Annotated in this window: 16 protein-coding genes; 10 read left to right on the top strand and 6 right to left on the bottom strand. The window is 67.7% G+C overall.

Going from position 1 to position 14,694, the window contains the following annotated elements; genetic code table 11:
• The coding region (locus ACGFI6_RS00875) for a metal ABC transporter ATP-binding protein (RefSeq protein WP_393114088.1) at positions 1-477 on the bottom strand (477 nt) is incomplete at its 3' end.
• Positions 474-1,421, bottom strand: coding sequence for a metal ABC transporter substrate-binding protein (locus tag ACGFI6_RS00870; RefSeq protein ID WP_393114086.1), 948 nt, complete (start codon positions 1,419-1,421; stop codon positions 474-476). The genes ACGFI6_RS00875 and ACGFI6_RS00870, both read right to left, overlap by 4 nt.
• A gap of 178 nt (positions 1,422-1,599) precedes the next feature.
• Here ACGFI6_RS00870 and ACGFI6_RS00865 point away from each other — a divergent pair, with 178 nt between their 5' ends.
• Both ACGFI6_RS00865 and eboE read left to right on the top strand, forming a co-directional pair.
• Complete coding sequence (locus tag ACGFI6_RS00865; protein ID WP_393114083.1) at positions 1,600-2,772, top strand: YibE/F family protein; 1,173 nt, start codon at positions 1,600-1,602, stop codon at positions 2,770-2,772.
• Positions 2,773-2,855: 83 nt separating this feature from the next.
• Positions 2,856-3,995: a metabolite traffic protein EboE gene (gene eboE, locus ACGFI6_RS00860; protein WP_393114081.1), complete on the top strand. Its 1,140-nt coding sequence runs from the start codon at positions 2,856-2,858 to the stop codon at positions 3,993-3,995.
• Here the strand turns inward: eboE and ACGFI6_RS00855 are convergent.
• Positions 3,954-5,189 carry an FAD-dependent monooxygenase gene (locus ACGFI6_RS00855; protein WP_393114079.1) on the bottom strand — a complete coding sequence of 412 codons (1,236 nt, stop codon included), beginning with the start codon at positions 5,187-5,189 and terminating at the stop codon, positions 3,954-3,956. The genes eboE and ACGFI6_RS00855 overlap by 42 nt on opposite strands.
• An 88-nt stretch (positions 5,190-5,277) precedes the next feature.
• On the opposite strand from ACGFI6_RS00855, the gene ACGFI6_RS00850 reads away from it, so the two are divergent.
• The gene (locus ACGFI6_RS00850; RefSeq protein WP_393114076.1) at positions 5,278-5,820 is read left to right on the top strand and encodes a TetR/AcrR family transcriptional regulator; all 543 of its coding nucleotides are present in this window, start codon (positions 5,278-5,280) and stop codon (positions 5,818-5,820) included.
• A 23-nt stretch (positions 5,821-5,843) separates the two neighbouring features.
• Here ACGFI6_RS00850 and ACGFI6_RS00845 read toward each other — a convergent pair whose 3' ends face one another.
• Positions 5,844-6,140, bottom strand: a complete 297-nt coding sequence (locus ACGFI6_RS00845; protein WP_393114074.1) for a DUF6703 family protein — start codon at positions 6,138-6,140, stop codon at positions 5,844-5,846.
• A 33-nt stretch (positions 6,141-6,173) separates the two neighbouring features.
• On the opposite strand from ACGFI6_RS00845, the gene ACGFI6_RS00840 reads away from it, so the two are divergent.
• The 5 genes from ACGFI6_RS00840 (at position 6,174) to ACGFI6_RS00820 (ending at position 10,416) form a co-directional block, all read left to right on the top strand.
• Positions 6,174-6,455 carry an antibiotic biosynthesis monooxygenase family protein gene (locus ACGFI6_RS00840; protein WP_393114072.1) on the top strand — a complete coding sequence of 94 codons (282 nt, stop codon included), beginning with the start codon at positions 6,174-6,176 and terminating at the stop codon, positions 6,453-6,455.
• 93 nt (positions 6,456-6,548) lie between these two features.
• A complete protein-coding gene (locus ACGFI6_RS00835) occupies positions 6,549-7,934 on the top strand; it encodes a glycine--tRNA ligase (RefSeq protein ID WP_393114070.1) in 1,386 nt (461 codons plus the stop codon).
• 1 nt (position 7,935) lies between these two features.
• The gene (locus tag ACGFI6_RS00830; RefSeq protein ID WP_393114068.1) at positions 7,936-8,613 is read left to right on the top strand and encodes a hypothetical protein; all 678 of its coding nucleotides are present in this window, start codon (positions 7,936-7,938) and stop codon (positions 8,611-8,613) included.
• A 10-nt stretch (positions 8,614-8,623) separates the two neighbouring features.
• Positions 8,624-9,745, top strand: a complete 1,122-nt coding sequence (gene dusB / locus ACGFI6_RS00825; protein ID WP_393114066.1) for a tRNA dihydrouridine synthase DusB — start codon at positions 8,624-8,626, stop codon at positions 9,743-9,745.
• Positions 9,746-9,831: 86 nt separating this feature from the next.
• Positions 9,832-10,416: a dihydrofolate reductase family protein gene (locus ACGFI6_RS00820; RefSeq protein WP_393114064.1), complete on the top strand. Its 585-nt coding sequence runs from the start codon at positions 9,832-9,834 to the stop codon at positions 10,414-10,416.
• Here ACGFI6_RS00820 and ACGFI6_RS00815 read toward each other — a convergent pair.
• Positions 10,392-10,943 carry an AAA family ATPase gene (locus ACGFI6_RS00815; RefSeq protein WP_393114062.1) on the bottom strand — a complete coding sequence of 184 codons (552 nt, stop codon included), beginning with the start codon at positions 10,941-10,943 and terminating at the stop codon, positions 10,392-10,394. The genes ACGFI6_RS00820 and ACGFI6_RS00815 overlap by 25 nt on opposite strands.
• Positions 10,944-11,017: 74 nt before the next feature.
• Entirely contained in the window at positions 11,018-11,905 is an 888-nt protein-coding gene (locus ACGFI6_RS00810; protein WP_393114060.1) for an NAD-dependent epimerase/dehydratase family protein, read from the bottom strand.
• A gap of 132 nt (positions 11,906-12,037) precedes the next feature.
• On the opposite strand from ACGFI6_RS00810, the gene ACGFI6_RS00805 reads away from it, so the two are divergent.
• On the top strand, positions 12,038-13,399 hold the full coding sequence (locus ACGFI6_RS00805) for a hypothetical protein (RefSeq protein ID WP_393114058.1): 1,362 nt from the start codon (positions 12,038-12,040) through the stop codon (positions 13,397-13,399).
• Positions 13,366-14,694, top strand: a complete 1,329-nt coding sequence (locus ACGFI6_RS00800) for an extracellular solute-binding protein (RefSeq protein WP_393114056.1) — start codon at positions 13,366-13,368, stop codon at positions 14,692-14,694. The genes ACGFI6_RS00805 and ACGFI6_RS00800 overlap by 34 nt, the downstream gene beginning before the upstream one ends.

Here is a 14,694-nt window from a genome sequence, read left to right as displayed (position 1 = left end):
CACCAGCGCCCGCGCGATCAGCACCCGCTGCTGCTGCCCACCGGACAGCTCGGCGACCGCGTCCTTGCGCCGGTCCCACATGTCGACGACCTGGAGTGCCTCCTCGATCGCCTGCTTGCCCGCGGCACCGAGCGGCGCGAACATTCGCCGCTTCGACAGCAGGCCGGACGACACCACCTCGTAGACCGTCGCCGGTACGCCGCCCGCGGCCGTGATGCGCTGCGGCACGTACCCGACCTGGCGCCACTCGCGGAACCGGGGGACCGGCGTGCCGAACAGCCGCACCTCACCACGAGCCGCGGGAAGCAATCCGACGATGGTCTTGATCAGCGTGGACTTGCCAGAGCCGTTGGTGCCGAGCACGGCCACCACCTCGCCCTGCCGGATCCGCAGATCGATGCCCCGAAGCACCAAACGACCGCCCAGCTCGACGGACAGATCGTCGACCTGAACGGCCCTTGCTGCGGTGTCACTCACGAGCAGGTGTTCGCTTTCTGGAGCTCTTGCAGGTTGTCCCGCATGAGGGTCAGGTACGTTTCCTTGGAGTTGGCGTCGGACAGACCCTCGATCGGGCTCAGCACCGCGGTCTGTACGCCGACGTCGTGGGCGATCGTCTCGGCCACCTTCGGACTCACCAGCTCCTCGTAGAAGATGGTCGTCACGTGCTGGGCCTTCACGAGGTCCTGGACCTCCTTGATCCGGCTCGGCGTCGGCTCCGCATCCGGCGCGAACCCGGCGATCCCGACCATCGTCAGACCGTATCGCTTCGCCAGGTACGCGAACGCCTCGTGGCTCGTCACGAACGTGGTGAGTTTGCAGTGCGCGAGACCGGTCCGGTAGTCGGTGTCGAGCTTGCCGACCTGGGCGAGCAGCGCCTTCGCACGCTCGTGGTACCCGGCGGCGTTCGCGCTGTCGAGGCTCACGAGCTTGTCCTCGACCGCCTTCACGACCGCCGCGTAGCGCACCGGATCGAGCCAGAAGTGCGGGTCGAGCGCGTTCTCCTTGTGCGCGGCGGGCGCGACGGCACCGTCCTCGTGCTCCTCGAAGTCGGCGCCGGTGGCCTCCAGCTGGGCGGCCGGCGCGATGTCGAAGCCGGCGTCCTTCGCGTTCTGCTCGACGGCCTCGTCGACGGCGGGCTGCAGGTTCTTCTCGAAGACGACGAGCTTGGCGGTCGCGATCGCCCCGACCTGTTTGGGGGTCAGCTCGAGGTCGTGCGGCTCGACGCCGGGTGCGGTCAGGGTGGTCACGTGCACCGCGTCGCCCCCCACTGTCCGGGCGATGAACTCGAGCGGGTAGAACGATGCGACGACGTCGAGCTTCCCGTCCCCGGTACCGTCGGCCGCGGAGCCACCGCACCCGGCCAGGGTGAGGGTGGCCAGGGCGGCTGCGCCGGCGACAAGTGCTCGAAGACCAGATTTCATGACAATCATTTTCATCTTAACTGGAAGTGGTTGTCAAAACAGGGAGTTCACGATGGCCAGCCGCAATGTCGGGAGACGGCGTGCCGACCGCAGGGGCAACCGCCGCCGGCCCCTCGAAATTCCAGCGGGCCACGGTCATGGGCACGGGCATGGGCATGGGCACAGCCACGGCGATCATGTGGTCGACACGTCCGTGGTGGATTCGGATGCGGTCGTCGCCCGCCGCGTCCGGATCGTGGTCGCCGCGATCCTGGTCCCGCTGATCGTGGGCGCCGTCGTCCTGATGGTCGTGCTCTGGCCGGGTGGCGGCGTGAAGATCGACTCCTACCAGACCAGTACGGCGCGCGGCGAAGTCACCGCGATCAAGGCCTGCCCCGATCCCAAGGACAAGTGCGACCTGGCCAGCGTGAAGCTGAGCAACGGCCCCGAGAAGGGCCAGCTGGCGCCGGTCCAGCTGCCGACCGCCGGCGGCGCCGCGATCCCGGTCAAGGTCGGCCAGGAGGTGATGCTCGGCGTCCAGGAGGGCGCGCCGCTGGACCAGAAGTACCAGTACGTCGACCATGACCGGACCAAGCCGCTGCTGATCCTCGCGGTGATCTTCGCGATCGCGGTCGTGGCGCTGTCGCGCTGGCGTGGGTTCGCCGCGTTGATCGCGCTCGCGGTGACCGCGGTGATGCTGACGCGGTTCATCCTGCCGGCGATCCTGAGCGGCTCGAATCCGCTCCTCGTCGCGGTCGTCGGCGGCGCGGTGATCATGACCATCGCGGTGTTCCTGACGCACGGGATCAACGCGGAGTCCTCGATCGCGCTCGCCGGCACGATCGCCGCGCTCGGGCTGACGGTGCTGCTCGGCTGGTTCTTCACCAAGTTCTCGCAGCTGAGCGGGTTTGCTGCCGAAGGCGCGTCCGCGGCCAAGTCGTTCGCGCCGGATCTCGATCTCACCGGCCTCTTGGTGGCCGGGATGGTGATCGGCGCGCTCGGTGTCCTCGACGACGTCACCGTCACGCAGGCGGCCGCGGTGTGGGAGCTGTCCGCCGCCAACCCCGCCGCGAGCCGGCGCGAGCTGATGTCGGCCGGCCTGCGGATCGGGCGTACGCATGTCGCCTCGGTGGTCAACACGCTCGTGCTCGCGTACGCCGGTGCAGCGATGCCGGTGCTGCTTGTGTTCGCGATCCAGGACCTGCCGACGCTGTCGGTGATCTCCACGGAGTCGGTGGCGATGGAGGTCGTCCGCGGTCTGGTCGGCAGCCTCGGCATCATCGCGGCCGTTCCGCTCACCACCGCCCTGGCCGCGATGGCGGTCGCCGACCGCTCCCGCGATCTGGTCGCCACGCCGGAACCTACCGCGTAGCCGCTGCACCTTTACCCTGCAAGTAGGTCACGGAGCGTCCGTCGGTCTTTACCTTCCGTGGCCACACGGGGTGAGGAGTGCGGATGAGATTCCGGCATCGGGACGGCACGACGGTTCAGCTCGGGTACTGCGCGACGGTGCATTCGGCGGCAGACCTCGACGAACTCGTCGCGGGCCTGGATGGTTGTGCGGGGCTGGTGCGCGCAACCCTCGACGTGCGGGCGCTCGCGGTCGGGCTGTGGTTCCCGCACCGGCTGGCCGATCGGCTCGCGAACTCGCCGGCATCGCTCAGCAAGCTCCGGCGGGCGTTGCACCGCAACCGGCTCGAGGTCGTGAGCCTGAACGGCATCCCGCACGCCGCCAAGCTGACCGGCGCCAACCTGTACTGCCCCGACTGGGCAGATCCCGAACGCCTCCGCTACACCCTCGACCTCGTCGACATCCTCGCGGAACTGCTGCCGAGCGATGCGCCGTACGGATCGATCTCGACCGTACCGCTCGGCTGGCGGACCCCGTGGTCGAAGGCGCGCAACCTGGCCGCCCGCGAGGCGTTCGACCGGGTCGAGCAGCACCTGGTACGGACGGAGAGCAGGACCGGCCGGCGGATCCGGATCGCTGTCGAGACTGTGCCCGGTTGCGTCCTGGAGATGGTTGGTCAGGCCGCAGCGTGGCTGGATCGCTATTCGAGTCCGTACGGCGGCAGGTCGCGGATCGGGCTTGGCCTCGACACCTGTCACCTGGCGGTGCAGTTCGAGGACCTGGACGAGTCGTTCGAGCTGCTGTGGCGAGCCGGCGTGGACGTGGTGAAGGCGCAGTTGGCAGTCGCTCCCACCCTCGTCGACCCATCCGATGCCTCAGGCCAGTACGTGCTGCGTCAACTCGGCGTACCGAGGTACCTGCGCCAGCTGCGCGAGTGGGGCGGGCCGGGAGTGGATGACATCGCGCAGGCGTACCAGCTGTCCGGTCACTCGGCCTGGCGGATGAATGTGCACCTGGCGGCCCATGCCGCACCACCTGCTCCGTTGAGTGTGACTACTGGCGTACTGGACGACTGTCTGACCAGGCTGGTTGGTGGAGGCCACCCACTGACCCACCACCTCGAGTCAGAGGTGTACGTGTGGCCGCGTGCGCCCAGAAACCAACAGGCGTTGGCTAAACGCGTTGCCAAGGAGCTGTCCTGCTTACGCGACCGGTTGACCGCTCTCGGGCTGGACGAGGTCTGAGTAGTCGGGGAGTGCGACTGAGTTCAGTGCCTTGCCTACTGCGTTCTGCGACCAGATGAGGCGCTGTACCGACGTCGGCAGCTTGGGCAGCAGAGCAGCTGCGGCCGGCATCAAGCGCAACGCCAGCGGGCTGCTGGGGATGATCGTGCCCATCACCTTCGGGCTCAACCGGCGACTGCTGTCGGCCAGTGGCCGGATGATCCGCTCGTAGTTGCGGAGCCCGGACGGCGGATCGCTGCGCGCGGCGGCGAGCTCACCGGCCAGGATGTACGCCGCCACCACAGCCAGACTCGTGCCACCGCCCACAGCCGGCCCCGGACAGTAGCCCGCATCGCCGACGAGCCCGACGCGACCGGACGTCCACGAGTCCAGAGTGATCTGCGCGATCGAGTCGAAGTAGAAGTCGTCGGCCGTCTCCAGTTGCTGGAGCAGCGCCGGAACCTTCCATCCGTAGTCGCTGAACTCCTTGGTCAGCAAGGCTTTCTGCTCGTCCTTGTCGTGATAGTCGTACTGCAACTCCGGCGCCCGGAACAGGAATCCTGCGCGGACCTGACCGGTCTGGCGCACGCCGTAGATGCCGACCAGCTTGCCGACCGAGAAGTGCGCGAGCATGTGGTTGCCGACCCCGAAGACGTCGGGCATCGAGAACACCGCGAGGTACCCGCCGAGCGGCCGGTGCAGTTGCTCCTCGGGACCGAAGGCGAGGTGGCGGACGTTCGAGTGCAGACCGTCGGCGCCGATCACCAGGTCGAACCGGCGCTGCGTCCCGGAGTCGAACGTCACGTCGACCCCGGCGCCGTCGTCGTGCAGGCTCGCGATCGAGTCGCCGAACAAGTACTCCGCGCTGCCGCGGGTGGTCGCGTACAGGATCTTGGTGAGCTCGCCGCGGAGGATCTCCACGTGCCGGCTGGACAGCCCGGCGTACATCCGGCCGAGGTCGACCTCGACCGGGCGCCTGCCGAACCGTTCGATCGTCATCGCGTCGAGCCGCGTGCGGGCGGCGTCGATCGCGTCCCAGCAGCCCATCCGGCGGGTCACCTCCGCGGCCGGGGCGAACAGGTCGACGGCATGCCCGCCGAGCCCGTGCCGCGCGGCCGGCGTCCGCTCGACGACCGCCGGCTCGAAACCGTACCGGCGCAGCCAGTAGGCGAGCACCGGTCCGGCCACGCTCGCACCTGAGATCAGAACCTTCATCACTGCCTCCTTACTTATCGGAAGGTAAGTAAACGGGCAGGGCGTTGTCAATGGCTTACTTAACGGAAGGTCAGATAATCTTGGGCGTATGCCGAGACAACGGACCGGTGACACCCGGGCACGGATCCAGCAGGCCGCGCTCGACCTGTTCGCCGTGCAGGGCGTGCAGCAGACCAGCCTGCGCGACATCGCCGACCGCCTCGGGGTGACGAAGCCCGCGCTCTACTACCACTTCGCGTCCCGCGAGGACCTGCTGAACAGCCTGGTCGAGCCGATGATCGCCGAGTTCGAGGCGTACGCCGCCGCACAGCGGGCCGCGGCGCCCGTCCCCGCCCGGGAGCTGCTCGGTTCGTACTTCGACCTCGCCTACCGGCACCGCGCGCTGATCCAGCTCGCGATCCGGGACCTGTCCGTGCTGCACGAGCTGAAGCTGGCCGACCGCTTCATCGAATGGCGCGGAACGCTGGCCGAGCTGCTGATCGGCACCAGCCCGTCGCTGTCGGACGTGGTGCGCTGCATGGTCGCGCTCGGCGGCCTGTCCGACTGCGCCGTGATGATCGACCACGAGCCCGTCGCGGAGCTCCGCGAGGCCGCGGTCGCAGCCGCGTACGACAGCCTGGGCCGCGATTAGGGCGTGTCTCCTGATCCCACGCCCTAGCGCCCGGCGATCCTGGAGACCGCGAACAGCAGGATCAGCACGACCGCGAACACCCGGATGAACCGCGGCCCGGTCGTGACCGCCGGCCAGGACAGGAACGCCAGCCACCCGAGCAGCAGGGCGAGCAGCACCAGCGCCACCACGCCGATCGTGACCGGAGCGAACGCTCCGGCCAGTGCGAGCACCAGCGTGATCCCTGGCAGCGTCAGCTTGGGCGCGGCGTGCAGCTTCGCGACGTACGGATAACTGGCCTTCGTGATCCGCTGCCGCAACGGGCTGCTGGGGGTGCTCATGAACCTATTGTTCCAGGTTCTAAGGTTGGGTCCGTGTTCGTGGTGATCAGGTTCCGGGTGGGAGAGTCCGAGCAGGCCGGGTTCGGCGAGCGGCTGCAGGCCGCGGTGGACGTGCTCGGGCAGCAGAAAGGGTTCGTCGCGGCCCGGACCGGGCGGAACGTCGACGACCCGGAGCTGCTCGCGCTGACCCTGGAGTTCGAGAACATCGGGAGCTACCGGCGTGCCCTCTCGCCGTACGAGGTGAAACTGACCGCCGTGCCGCTGCTGTCGCAGGCGATCGACGAACCGACCGCGTACGAGGACCTGTTCCTGTAGCACAGGATTCGATGACGGGCACCCCGGACCGATAGCCTGGTTCCTTCCGTAGATCTGTCAGTACCTGTTCTGTACCTGTTCTGGAGTCCAAAAGTGCCCGTGGAAACCGTCGATGCCGTCGTCAGCCTCAGCAAGCGGAGAGGCTTCGTGTACCCGTGCGGCGAGATCTACGGCGGAACCAAGTCGGCCTGGGACTACGGTCCGCTCGGCGTCGAGCTGAAGAACAACGTCCGCACCCAGTGGTGGCGGACGATGGTCACCGGCCGCGACGACATCGTCGGCCTGGACTCCTCGGTGATCCTGCCGACCCAGGTCTGGGAGGCCTCCGGCCACCTGTCGGAGTTCGTCGACCCGCTGACCGAGTGCCAGTCCTGCCACAAGCGGTTCCGCGACGACCACCTCCGCGAGGACTACGCCCGCCGGAAGAACAAGGACGCCGAGACCGTCGAGCTGTCCGCGATCGCCTGCCCGAACTGCGGTAACAAGGGCACCTTCACCGAGCCGCGGATGTTCAACGGCCTGCTCAAGACGTACCTCGGCCCGGTCGAGTCCGAAGAGGGCCTGCACTACTTGCGGCCCGAGACCGCGCAGGGCATCTTCATCAACTTCGCGAACGTGATGGGCACCGCGCGGAAGAAGCCGCCGTTCGGGATCGCCCAGGTCGGCAAGAGCTTCCGCAACGAGATCACCCCGGGCAACTTCATCTTCCGGACCCGCGAGTTCGAGCAGATGGAGATGGAGTTCTTCGTCGAGCCCGGCACCGACGAGGACTGGCACGAGTACTGGCTGAAGGCCCGCTGGGACTGGTACACCGGCCTCGGGCTGAGCCCGGACAACCTGCGGTTCTACGAGCACCCGAAGGAAAAGCTCAGCCACTACTCCAAGCGCACCGTCGACATCGAGTACCGGTTCAACTTCGGCGGCAAGGAGTTCGACGAGCTCGAGGGCATCGCGAACCGTACCGACTTCGACCTGTCCACGCACTCCAAGCACTCCGGCGCCGACCTGTCGTACTTCGACCAGGAGAAGGGCGAGCGCTGGACGCCGTACGTCATCGAGCCCGCGGCCGGCCTGACCCGCAACGTGCTCGCGTTCCTGCTCGACGCGTACACCGAGGACGAGGCACCGAACGCGAAGGGCGGCGTCGACAAGCGGACGGTGCTGCGCTTCGACCCGCGGCTCGCGCCGGTCAAGGCCGCCGTGCTGCCACTGTCCCGCAACGCCGACCTGTCGCCGAAGGCGCGCGACCTGGCCGGCGAGCTGCGGCAGAACTGGAACGTCGACTTCGACGACGCCGGTGCGATCGGCCGCCGCTACCGCCGCCAGGACGAGATCGGTACGCCGTACTGCATCACCGTCGACTTCGACACCCTCGAGGACCACGCTGTGACGATTCGCGAACGGGACTCGATGAAACAGGAACGCGTCGCCCTCACCGAGGTCACCGGGTACCTCGCCCAGCACCTGGTGGGTTGCTGACATGAAGACTTCACGGGGGCTGCTGGCCGGCCTGACAGTGCTTGCGGCGTTCGCGCTGACGTCCTGCTCGGACAGCAAGAAGGACGCGGGTACGACTCCTTCGGCAACGACCAGTTCCAGCGCGCCGACGGTCGCGGAGTCTTCGAGTACGCCGATCCCGACCGCGTCGACGCCTGCGCTGACGCCGCTGCCGACGCCCGGCACCGCCTGGCCGACGCCGAAGGTGACCGGTGCGCCCGCGGACGACGCGCCGCTGGCCGAGCGGATCACGTTCGCGATCTCCAAGCAGACCCAGGTCGCGGCCGGCCGCGCGGCGAAGACGACGGTCAAGTGCCCGGGGATCGACAAGGTCGAGACCGCCGGCCAGCACTCGCTGGACTGCACGGTGACGTACGGCGGTAAGCCCTTCACCGGCAAGCTCACCGTCGACGCGAAGCAGTACAGCGCGTCGTACAAGTTCACCTCCGCGAAGGTCGCGATCGTCCGCGCGAAGGTGATCGACGCCGTGCTCCGAGCCGCTCCCGGCGCCGCCAAGGTGACCTGCGAACTGGACGAGATCGGCGTCGTTGCCACCGCCGGCCCGGCGATCAAGTGCGACGTGACCACGACCGCCAACGCCGTCCAGCCGTACCAGGCGCAGGTCACCGGCACCGGCAAGGTCCAGGTCGAGAAGGCATAAAGAGGGTCTCGTGCTGAAGCTGGGCAATCTGACGATCGGGACGCCGGTGGTGCTGGCGCCGATGGCCGGCATCACCAATGCGGCGTACCGGCGGCTGTGTGCCGAGCAGGGTGCCGGGCTGTACGTCTGCGAGATGATCACGTCCCGCGGCATCGTCGAGGGCGATCAGAAGTCGCTGGACATGCTCACGTTCGACGCCAGCGAGACGGTCCGCTCGGTGCAGTTGTACGGCGTCGATCCGACGTACATCGGGAAGGCCGTGCAGATCCTCTGCGATCAGTACGGTGTCGCGCACGTCGACCTGAACTTCGGCTGCCCGGTTCCGAAGGTGACCCGGAAGGGCGGCGGCGCTGCCCTGCCCTGGAAGCGGAATCTGCTCGGCGCGATCCTGCGGTCCGCGGTGCATGCCGCGACCCCGTACGGCGTGCCGGTGACGATGAAGACCCGGATCGGGATCGATCCCGCTCACCAGACGTACCTGGACGCCGGTCAGATCGCCTCGGACTCCGGTGCTGCTGCGATCGGGTTGCACGGCCGGACGGCGGTGCAGGCGTACTCGGGTCAGGCGGACTGGTCAGCGATCGCTGCGCTGGTTGAGCATGTCGACATCCCGGTGCTCGGCAACGGTGACATCTGGGAGGCCGGTGACGCGCTCCGGATGGTCGCCGAGACCGGGTGTGCCGGGGTGATCGTCGGGCGTGGGTGTCTCGGGCGGCCGTGGCTGTTCCGCGACCTGGCGGCGGCGTTCGCCGGCGAAGAGACTCTCGGGCTGCCGACGCTCGGTGAGGTCGCGAAGGTGATGCGGCGGCACGGTGAGCTGCTTGCCGAGCTCATGGGGGAGCAGCGCGGGCTGCGGGACTTCCGCAAGCACGTGCCGTGGTACCTGAAGGGCTTCCCGGCCGGCGGCGAACTGCGCGCCGCGCTCGGCATGGTCGACTCCCTCGCCCGCCTCGACGAGCTCCTCTCCGAGCTGGACCCGACCGTCCCCTTCCCGGTCGCCGAACTAGGCGCCCCCCGCGGCCGCCAAGGCAGCCCCCGCAACCACATCGTCCTGCCCCAAGGCTGGCTCGACGACACCGACGGCCTGACCGCCGACCTAACCGAAGCCGAACTAGGCATCTCCGGCGGTTAGCCTCGGGTCTTCTGACGGCGCTGGTGTCGGATTGCGCTCGGAGTGTTCGTCGTACGGGTAACAGCCGACGGACCGAGGAGAGCATGATGAGCGCGACGTACACCTGGGACATCTTCTGCACGCTCGACGGATTCGGGTCGTACGACGAGAACGGCGACTGGGGCGGCTACTGGAGCAAGGCCGGCCCGGAGTTCATCGAGCGGCGCGTCGAGCTGTACCGCGACGACGTGCACGTGGTGCTCGGCGCCAACACCTACCGGCAGTTCCTCGAAATCCTCGGGCCCAGTGTCGAGGAGGCGCAGCTCGACGACCCGGTCAACCTCCGCATGCTCACCGTCCCGACCACGGTCGTGTCGTCGACGCTGCAAGCGCCGCTCGCCTGGACGAACGCAACGCTCGAAACCGGTGACGCCTCGACTGTGGTTGCGAAGCTCAAGCAGCAGTCCGCCGTGCCGTTGCGTTCCCTCGGCAGCGTCGCGATGAACCGCTCGCTGATGGCAGCCGGCCTGGTCGACCGGGTCCAGGTCACACTGTTCCCGGTCATCAGCGGCCGCACCGGAGCCGATCCGATCTTCGCCGGCGCTGCCGACTTCGACCTCGAGCAGGTCGATTCCCGAACCCTCGACACCCACCTGCAAGAGCTCATCTACCACCCGATCCTGCACGCCTGATCGACCCCCGCCACCCGGACAGCACCCTCGTCGGCCGCCGGCACTTCGAAGCCGGCGAGATGCTGATCGAGTACGTCATCGGCAACGTCCCGCCGCTGCGAATCAACCCGGTTCGCGGCGTGCCGGCGACGGACGGTCGCGTGGTCCACATCGACGTACAGCAAGGTGAACCGCGCACCCACCTCACCCGCCAGCGCCCGCCACTCATCACGCAGGAACCGCGGCGAACTCGTGTCGTCGACAACCACCGACCTACCCGCCGCCAGCAGCTCCCGCACCTCCCCGTGCGCTATCTGGAGAGTCCGCACCCACTCCTCGACCACAATCCCGTCGCCGCCCCACAACCCACGGCGTTCGTTGATCTCGTCGAGGCTGACGATCTGCGCCGCCAGCCGTGGTGCCAGCGCTCGGGCGATCGTGCTCTTCCCGGAGAACGACGTCCCGCACAACAAAACCAGCACCCCTACATCCAACCACTCGACCGGGCTGCAGTTCGACAGTACGTATACGCCCACTGCCCACCCCATCGAGCATCCGCGCCGCGTGCGGTCGTGGGTGCGTAGTCATGTACGTCCTGTTGAATTGCAGATCGATGGCTGCCTCAGCGGGGGTTCTTGGAGCGCCAGGCGACGTAGTGCGCGACCGCTGCCGAGGGTTCGTACTGCGGTATGAACCCGGTGTCTGCGGTGAGCCGGCTGATGTCGAGGTGCGGGGTCAGTTGGCCTCCGGGTACGGTCTCGATCTGCAAGGCCTCGGCGAACTCGCTCTGCATCGCCGGGCGACCGCTGGAGACGTTGTAAATGGTGTGATTCAGCGTCTCCGCCGTCGTGAGTAAAGCGATCGCGCGCCCCGCATCCGGCGCATAGCACGAGTCGCCGCCTTCGCCCGCGCGTAACGGGGCCGGCTGCTCGCCTCGCTGGAGAGCGCTGACGTACGGCGGGACGAAGTTGAACGGGGACTCCGGGTCCATCAGCGGTCCCCAGGTCGAGCCGATCCGCAGCAGGATCGGGTGTACGCCGGATCCCTGCAAGGCGTGGATAGTGAGCGGTTCGACCGCCTTCTTGAATGCGACGATCAGGTGCGGCAGTTCCGCGTCCGGTAGTTCGAGCCCTTCGTGCCAAGGGTTTTCGCTTCGGCCGGTGTAGACGCCGATGCTGCTCGCGACCGCGAATCGCCGCACGTTCCAGGACCGCGCCGCGTCGAGCGCATTCAACAACCCAGTCGTGTCCGTACGGAAGTACGCCACCGGATCGTCCGCGGGGATGCTGCCCGCGAGATGCACGATGTCGGTGATCTCGTACCGCTGCCCGAGCGCCAGGAACGCCTCCCGGTCGGTCACGTCGAGCCGTTCGACCGTGGCCTCGCCGGCCAGGAACGACGGTACGTCGGTGCTGCGATGCGAGGTGACGACGACCTGCTGGCCGAGGTCGAGCAGGGCACGGGCGGTGTGGGCGCCGATCATGCCGAGCCCGCCGGTAACGAGGATCATGCCCGCGACGCTACGGCCGGTGGAGTCGCCGCGGCTTGAACGAATCCCGCACGATCCCTTGACCTGAGGCCCGAAGACGGGGGACCTTGGACGGCATGTGATTTACGAGTCACTTCCGAACATAGTTCGTAAATGAGCCGCCTGGCAGGCCGGAGGAGTGCCGTGGACATCGTGATCGGGGTCGTCACCCACGTGACCCATCACGAGTTGTTCCACGACGCGGCGCGGACGCTGAGCGGTGTGGATCTCGAGTGGGTCAGCTACGACCACGAGGACGAGATCCGCGACAAGGTCGCCGAGTTCCTGAGTACGACACGGCTCGACGGCTTCCTGGCCGGCCCGGTGCCGTACACGGCGAGCCAGGAACTCCTCCCACCCGGCCTGCCGGTCGGCGTGATCCGCTCGTCGGCGCTCGACCTCACGCTCGCGCTCTACCGTGCGCAGGAACGCGGCTGGGGCCGTACGCCGGTCAGCATCGACACGTTCCCGGCAGAGGCTGTCGAAGCGGTCGCTACCGCACTGGACCTCGATCAGGACCAGATCGACTGCTTGCCCTATGCACCTAGTCAGAGCGTCGACGAGATCGTGGCGTTCCACCGGGACGCGTTCGCGCGGTTCGGTGAACGCAGCTACGTGATCAGCGTGCGGGCCGCTGTCCGGGGACAGCTCTCCGGGCAGATCCCGATCATGAGCGGGATGCCGGTGCCGGCCACGATCCGTACCGAGCTGCACGAACTGGCGTTGCGTATCGAGTCCGATCGCGCCAGTGCGCAGCGGTTCGCGGCCGGGGTCTTCCTGATCTCGGACGCGCCGGACGAGGAACGCGCCCGGATCGCGTTGATGAACCACCTGCACAACACCCCCGAGTTCGCCGGCGCCTGGATCGAGAACCGTGGGCGCCGCGGTGTCGTCGTCTTCGCCCACAAGGCGTTGTTCGAACGCATCACCCGCAACTGGGTCGCCGTACCGGCGCTCGCCGAGGCCGCCGCGGCGCTCGGCGCGCGGATCTCGGCCGGCTTCGGCGTCGGAGTCTCGGCGCGCAACTGCGTCCTGCTCGCGGAGCAGGCCGCCGCGCGGGCCGAGCTGGCTGTCGAACCCTGCGCGTACCTGTTCGAGGACAGCGGTGTCGTGATCGGCCCGATGGGGCCGGTCGGAGCGGCGCTGCGGTACTCCTACCGTTCGCACGGCGACGACGTCGAACGCCTCGCGAAGTACGTCGGTCTGAGCGCCACCACCGTCTCCCGGCTGGCCGCGCTGGACCAGGAACTGCAAGGCCGCACGCTCTCGCCTGGAGAGCTTGCCGGTCATCTCGGAATCACGGACCAGAGCGGGCGCCGCCTGATCCGGACCCTCGACGCCGGCGGCCTGGTGAGCGTCGAGGGCACCGCCCAGCACCACCCCAAAGGACGCCCGACGCGTCTGTACCGACTGCGCATCGCCCAAGCGTTGGAGGCACAACCATGGAGCTCACCCGCCGCCACATCCTCAAGCTGACCGGTCTCGGACTGGTCCCGCCCGCCGTACTGTCCGCCTGCTCGAACGGTTCGTCCTCCTCCGGAGGCGGTTCCGGTGACGGCAGCGTGAAGTTCGAGGGCTGGGACTACGAGGCAGCACTGGTTCAGCAGAACCTCGACAACTTCACCAAGACCAGCAACGTCAAGGTCAACTACACCCCGATCACGAGTGCGCAGTACGTCCAGAAGGTCGTCGCCGAATTCACCGGTGGCGGCGGGCCGGACGCGCTCTACGTGTACGACGACTCGCTCGCGGCCTGGGTCGACGGCGAGTACCTGCAACCGCTCGACGGGATGGACGGCGTCGACGAGATCTACAACGCCATCTATCCGGGCAACGCGGAGGCGATGACGTACGACGGGAAGCGCTACGGCCTGCCGTACTACACCGACGCCAACTGCCTGACGTACAACGCCGGAATCCTCGCCAAGGCAGGGATCACGAAGGCGCCCGCGAGTCTCGAGGAGCTCGAGGCACAGGCGGTGAAGATCAAGAACGCCGGCCTGCTGGAGTACCCGATCGGTCTGCCCGCGCAGTTGTCCGACACCTGGTGGTCGTGGGTGTGGGCGCTGGTGTTCGGCAGCGGCGGAAACCTGTTCGACGACCAGCAGAACCCGATCATGAACACGTCCGACACCGTCACCAAGGACGTGTTCACCTGGCTGCAGCAGGCCGCGACCAAGTCGAAGGTGATCGATCCGGCGTCGCTGCAGTTGCTGCCGGTGCCTGTCGACAATGCGATGAAGGCCAATCGGTACGCGTACACGATCGGCGCCCGGTACGCGAGCCGCGACTACAACGACCCGGCCAAGTCGAAGGCGGCCGGGAAGATCAAGATGGCCCTCGTCCCGAGCCTGGACGGCAAGGAGCATGCGACGGTCAGCAATACCCGCATGTACGGGCTGTCCAAGGACACCGAGGTCAAGGACAACGCGTTCAAGCTGCTGACGTACCTCGGTGGGTACGACGACAAGAAGGTGCCGTACACGGCCAAGTTCTGGTTCCTGCAGCGTGGGCTCGGGTTTGCCTACAAAGCGATGGTCAACGATCCGACGATCACCGCGGCACTCAAGAAGTTCGCGGATCCGGCGATCTACACCCACCTGGCCGAGATCGCGAAGCCGCGCAACGTACTCGGTGTGCCCTGGTATACGGAGTTCGAGACCGAGATGCACAAGGTCGTGCAGGGAGTGCTGAGCAACCAGACTCAGCCGTCGGCCGCGGTCGACTCGCTGGCGCAGACCGCAGGCACGCTCAAGAAGAAGTACTCCTGA

Source organism: Kribbella sp. NPDC048928 (assembly GCF_043197975.1).
In the GTDB taxonomy this organism is placed as follows: Bacteria; Actinomycetota; Actinomycetes; order Propionibacteriales; family Kribbellaceae; genus Kribbella.
Note: the sequence above shows the minus strand (reverse complement) of the source record. Positions and strands in the feature narration are given on the sequence as shown.

Bases quoted from the DNA above. Each gene is read 5' to 3' on its own strand.
- ACGFI6_RS00810 (WP_393114060.1), bottom strand. From the start codon at position 11,905: ATGATCCTCGTTACCGGCGGGCTCGGCATGATCGGCGCCCACACCGCC.
- ACGFI6_RS00845 (WP_393114074.1), bottom strand. From the start codon at position 6,140: ATGAGCACCCCCAGCAGCCCGTTGCGGCAGCGGATCACGAAGGCCAGT.
- ACGFI6_RS00870 (WP_393114086.1), bottom strand. From the start codon at position 1,421: ATGAAATCTGGTCTTCGAGCACTTGTCGCCGGCGCAGCCGCCCTGGCC.
- ACGFI6_RS00830 (WP_393114068.1), top strand. From the start codon at position 7,936: ATGAAGACTTCACGGGGGCTGCTGGCCGGCCTGACAGTGCTTGCGGCG.
- ACGFI6_RS00800 (WP_393114056.1), top strand. From the start codon at position 13,366: ATGGAGCTCACCCGCCGCCACATCCTCAAGCTGACCGGTCTCGGACTG.
- ACGFI6_RS00805 (WP_393114058.1), top strand. From the start codon at position 12,038: ATGAGCCGCCTGGCAGGCCGGAGGAGTGCCGTGGACATCGTGATCGGG.
- ACGFI6_RS00855 (WP_393114079.1), bottom strand. From the start codon at position 5,189: ATGAAGGTTCTGATCTCAGGTGCGAGCGTGGCCGGACCGGTGCTCGCC.
- ACGFI6_RS00850 (WP_393114076.1), top strand. From the start codon at position 5,278: ATGCCGAGACAACGGACCGGTGACACCCGGGCACGGATCCAGCAGGCC.
- ACGFI6_RS00815 (WP_393114062.1), bottom strand. From the start codon at position 10,943: ATGGGGTGGGCAGTGGGCGTATACGTACTGTCGAACTGCAGCCCGGTC.
- ACGFI6_RS00820 (WP_393114064.1), top strand. From the start codon at position 9,832: ATGAGCGCGACGTACACCTGGGACATCTTCTGCACGCTCGACGGATTC.
- eboE (WP_393114081.1), top strand. From the start codon at position 2,856: ATGAGATTCCGGCATCGGGACGGCACGACGGTTCAGCTCGGGTACTGC.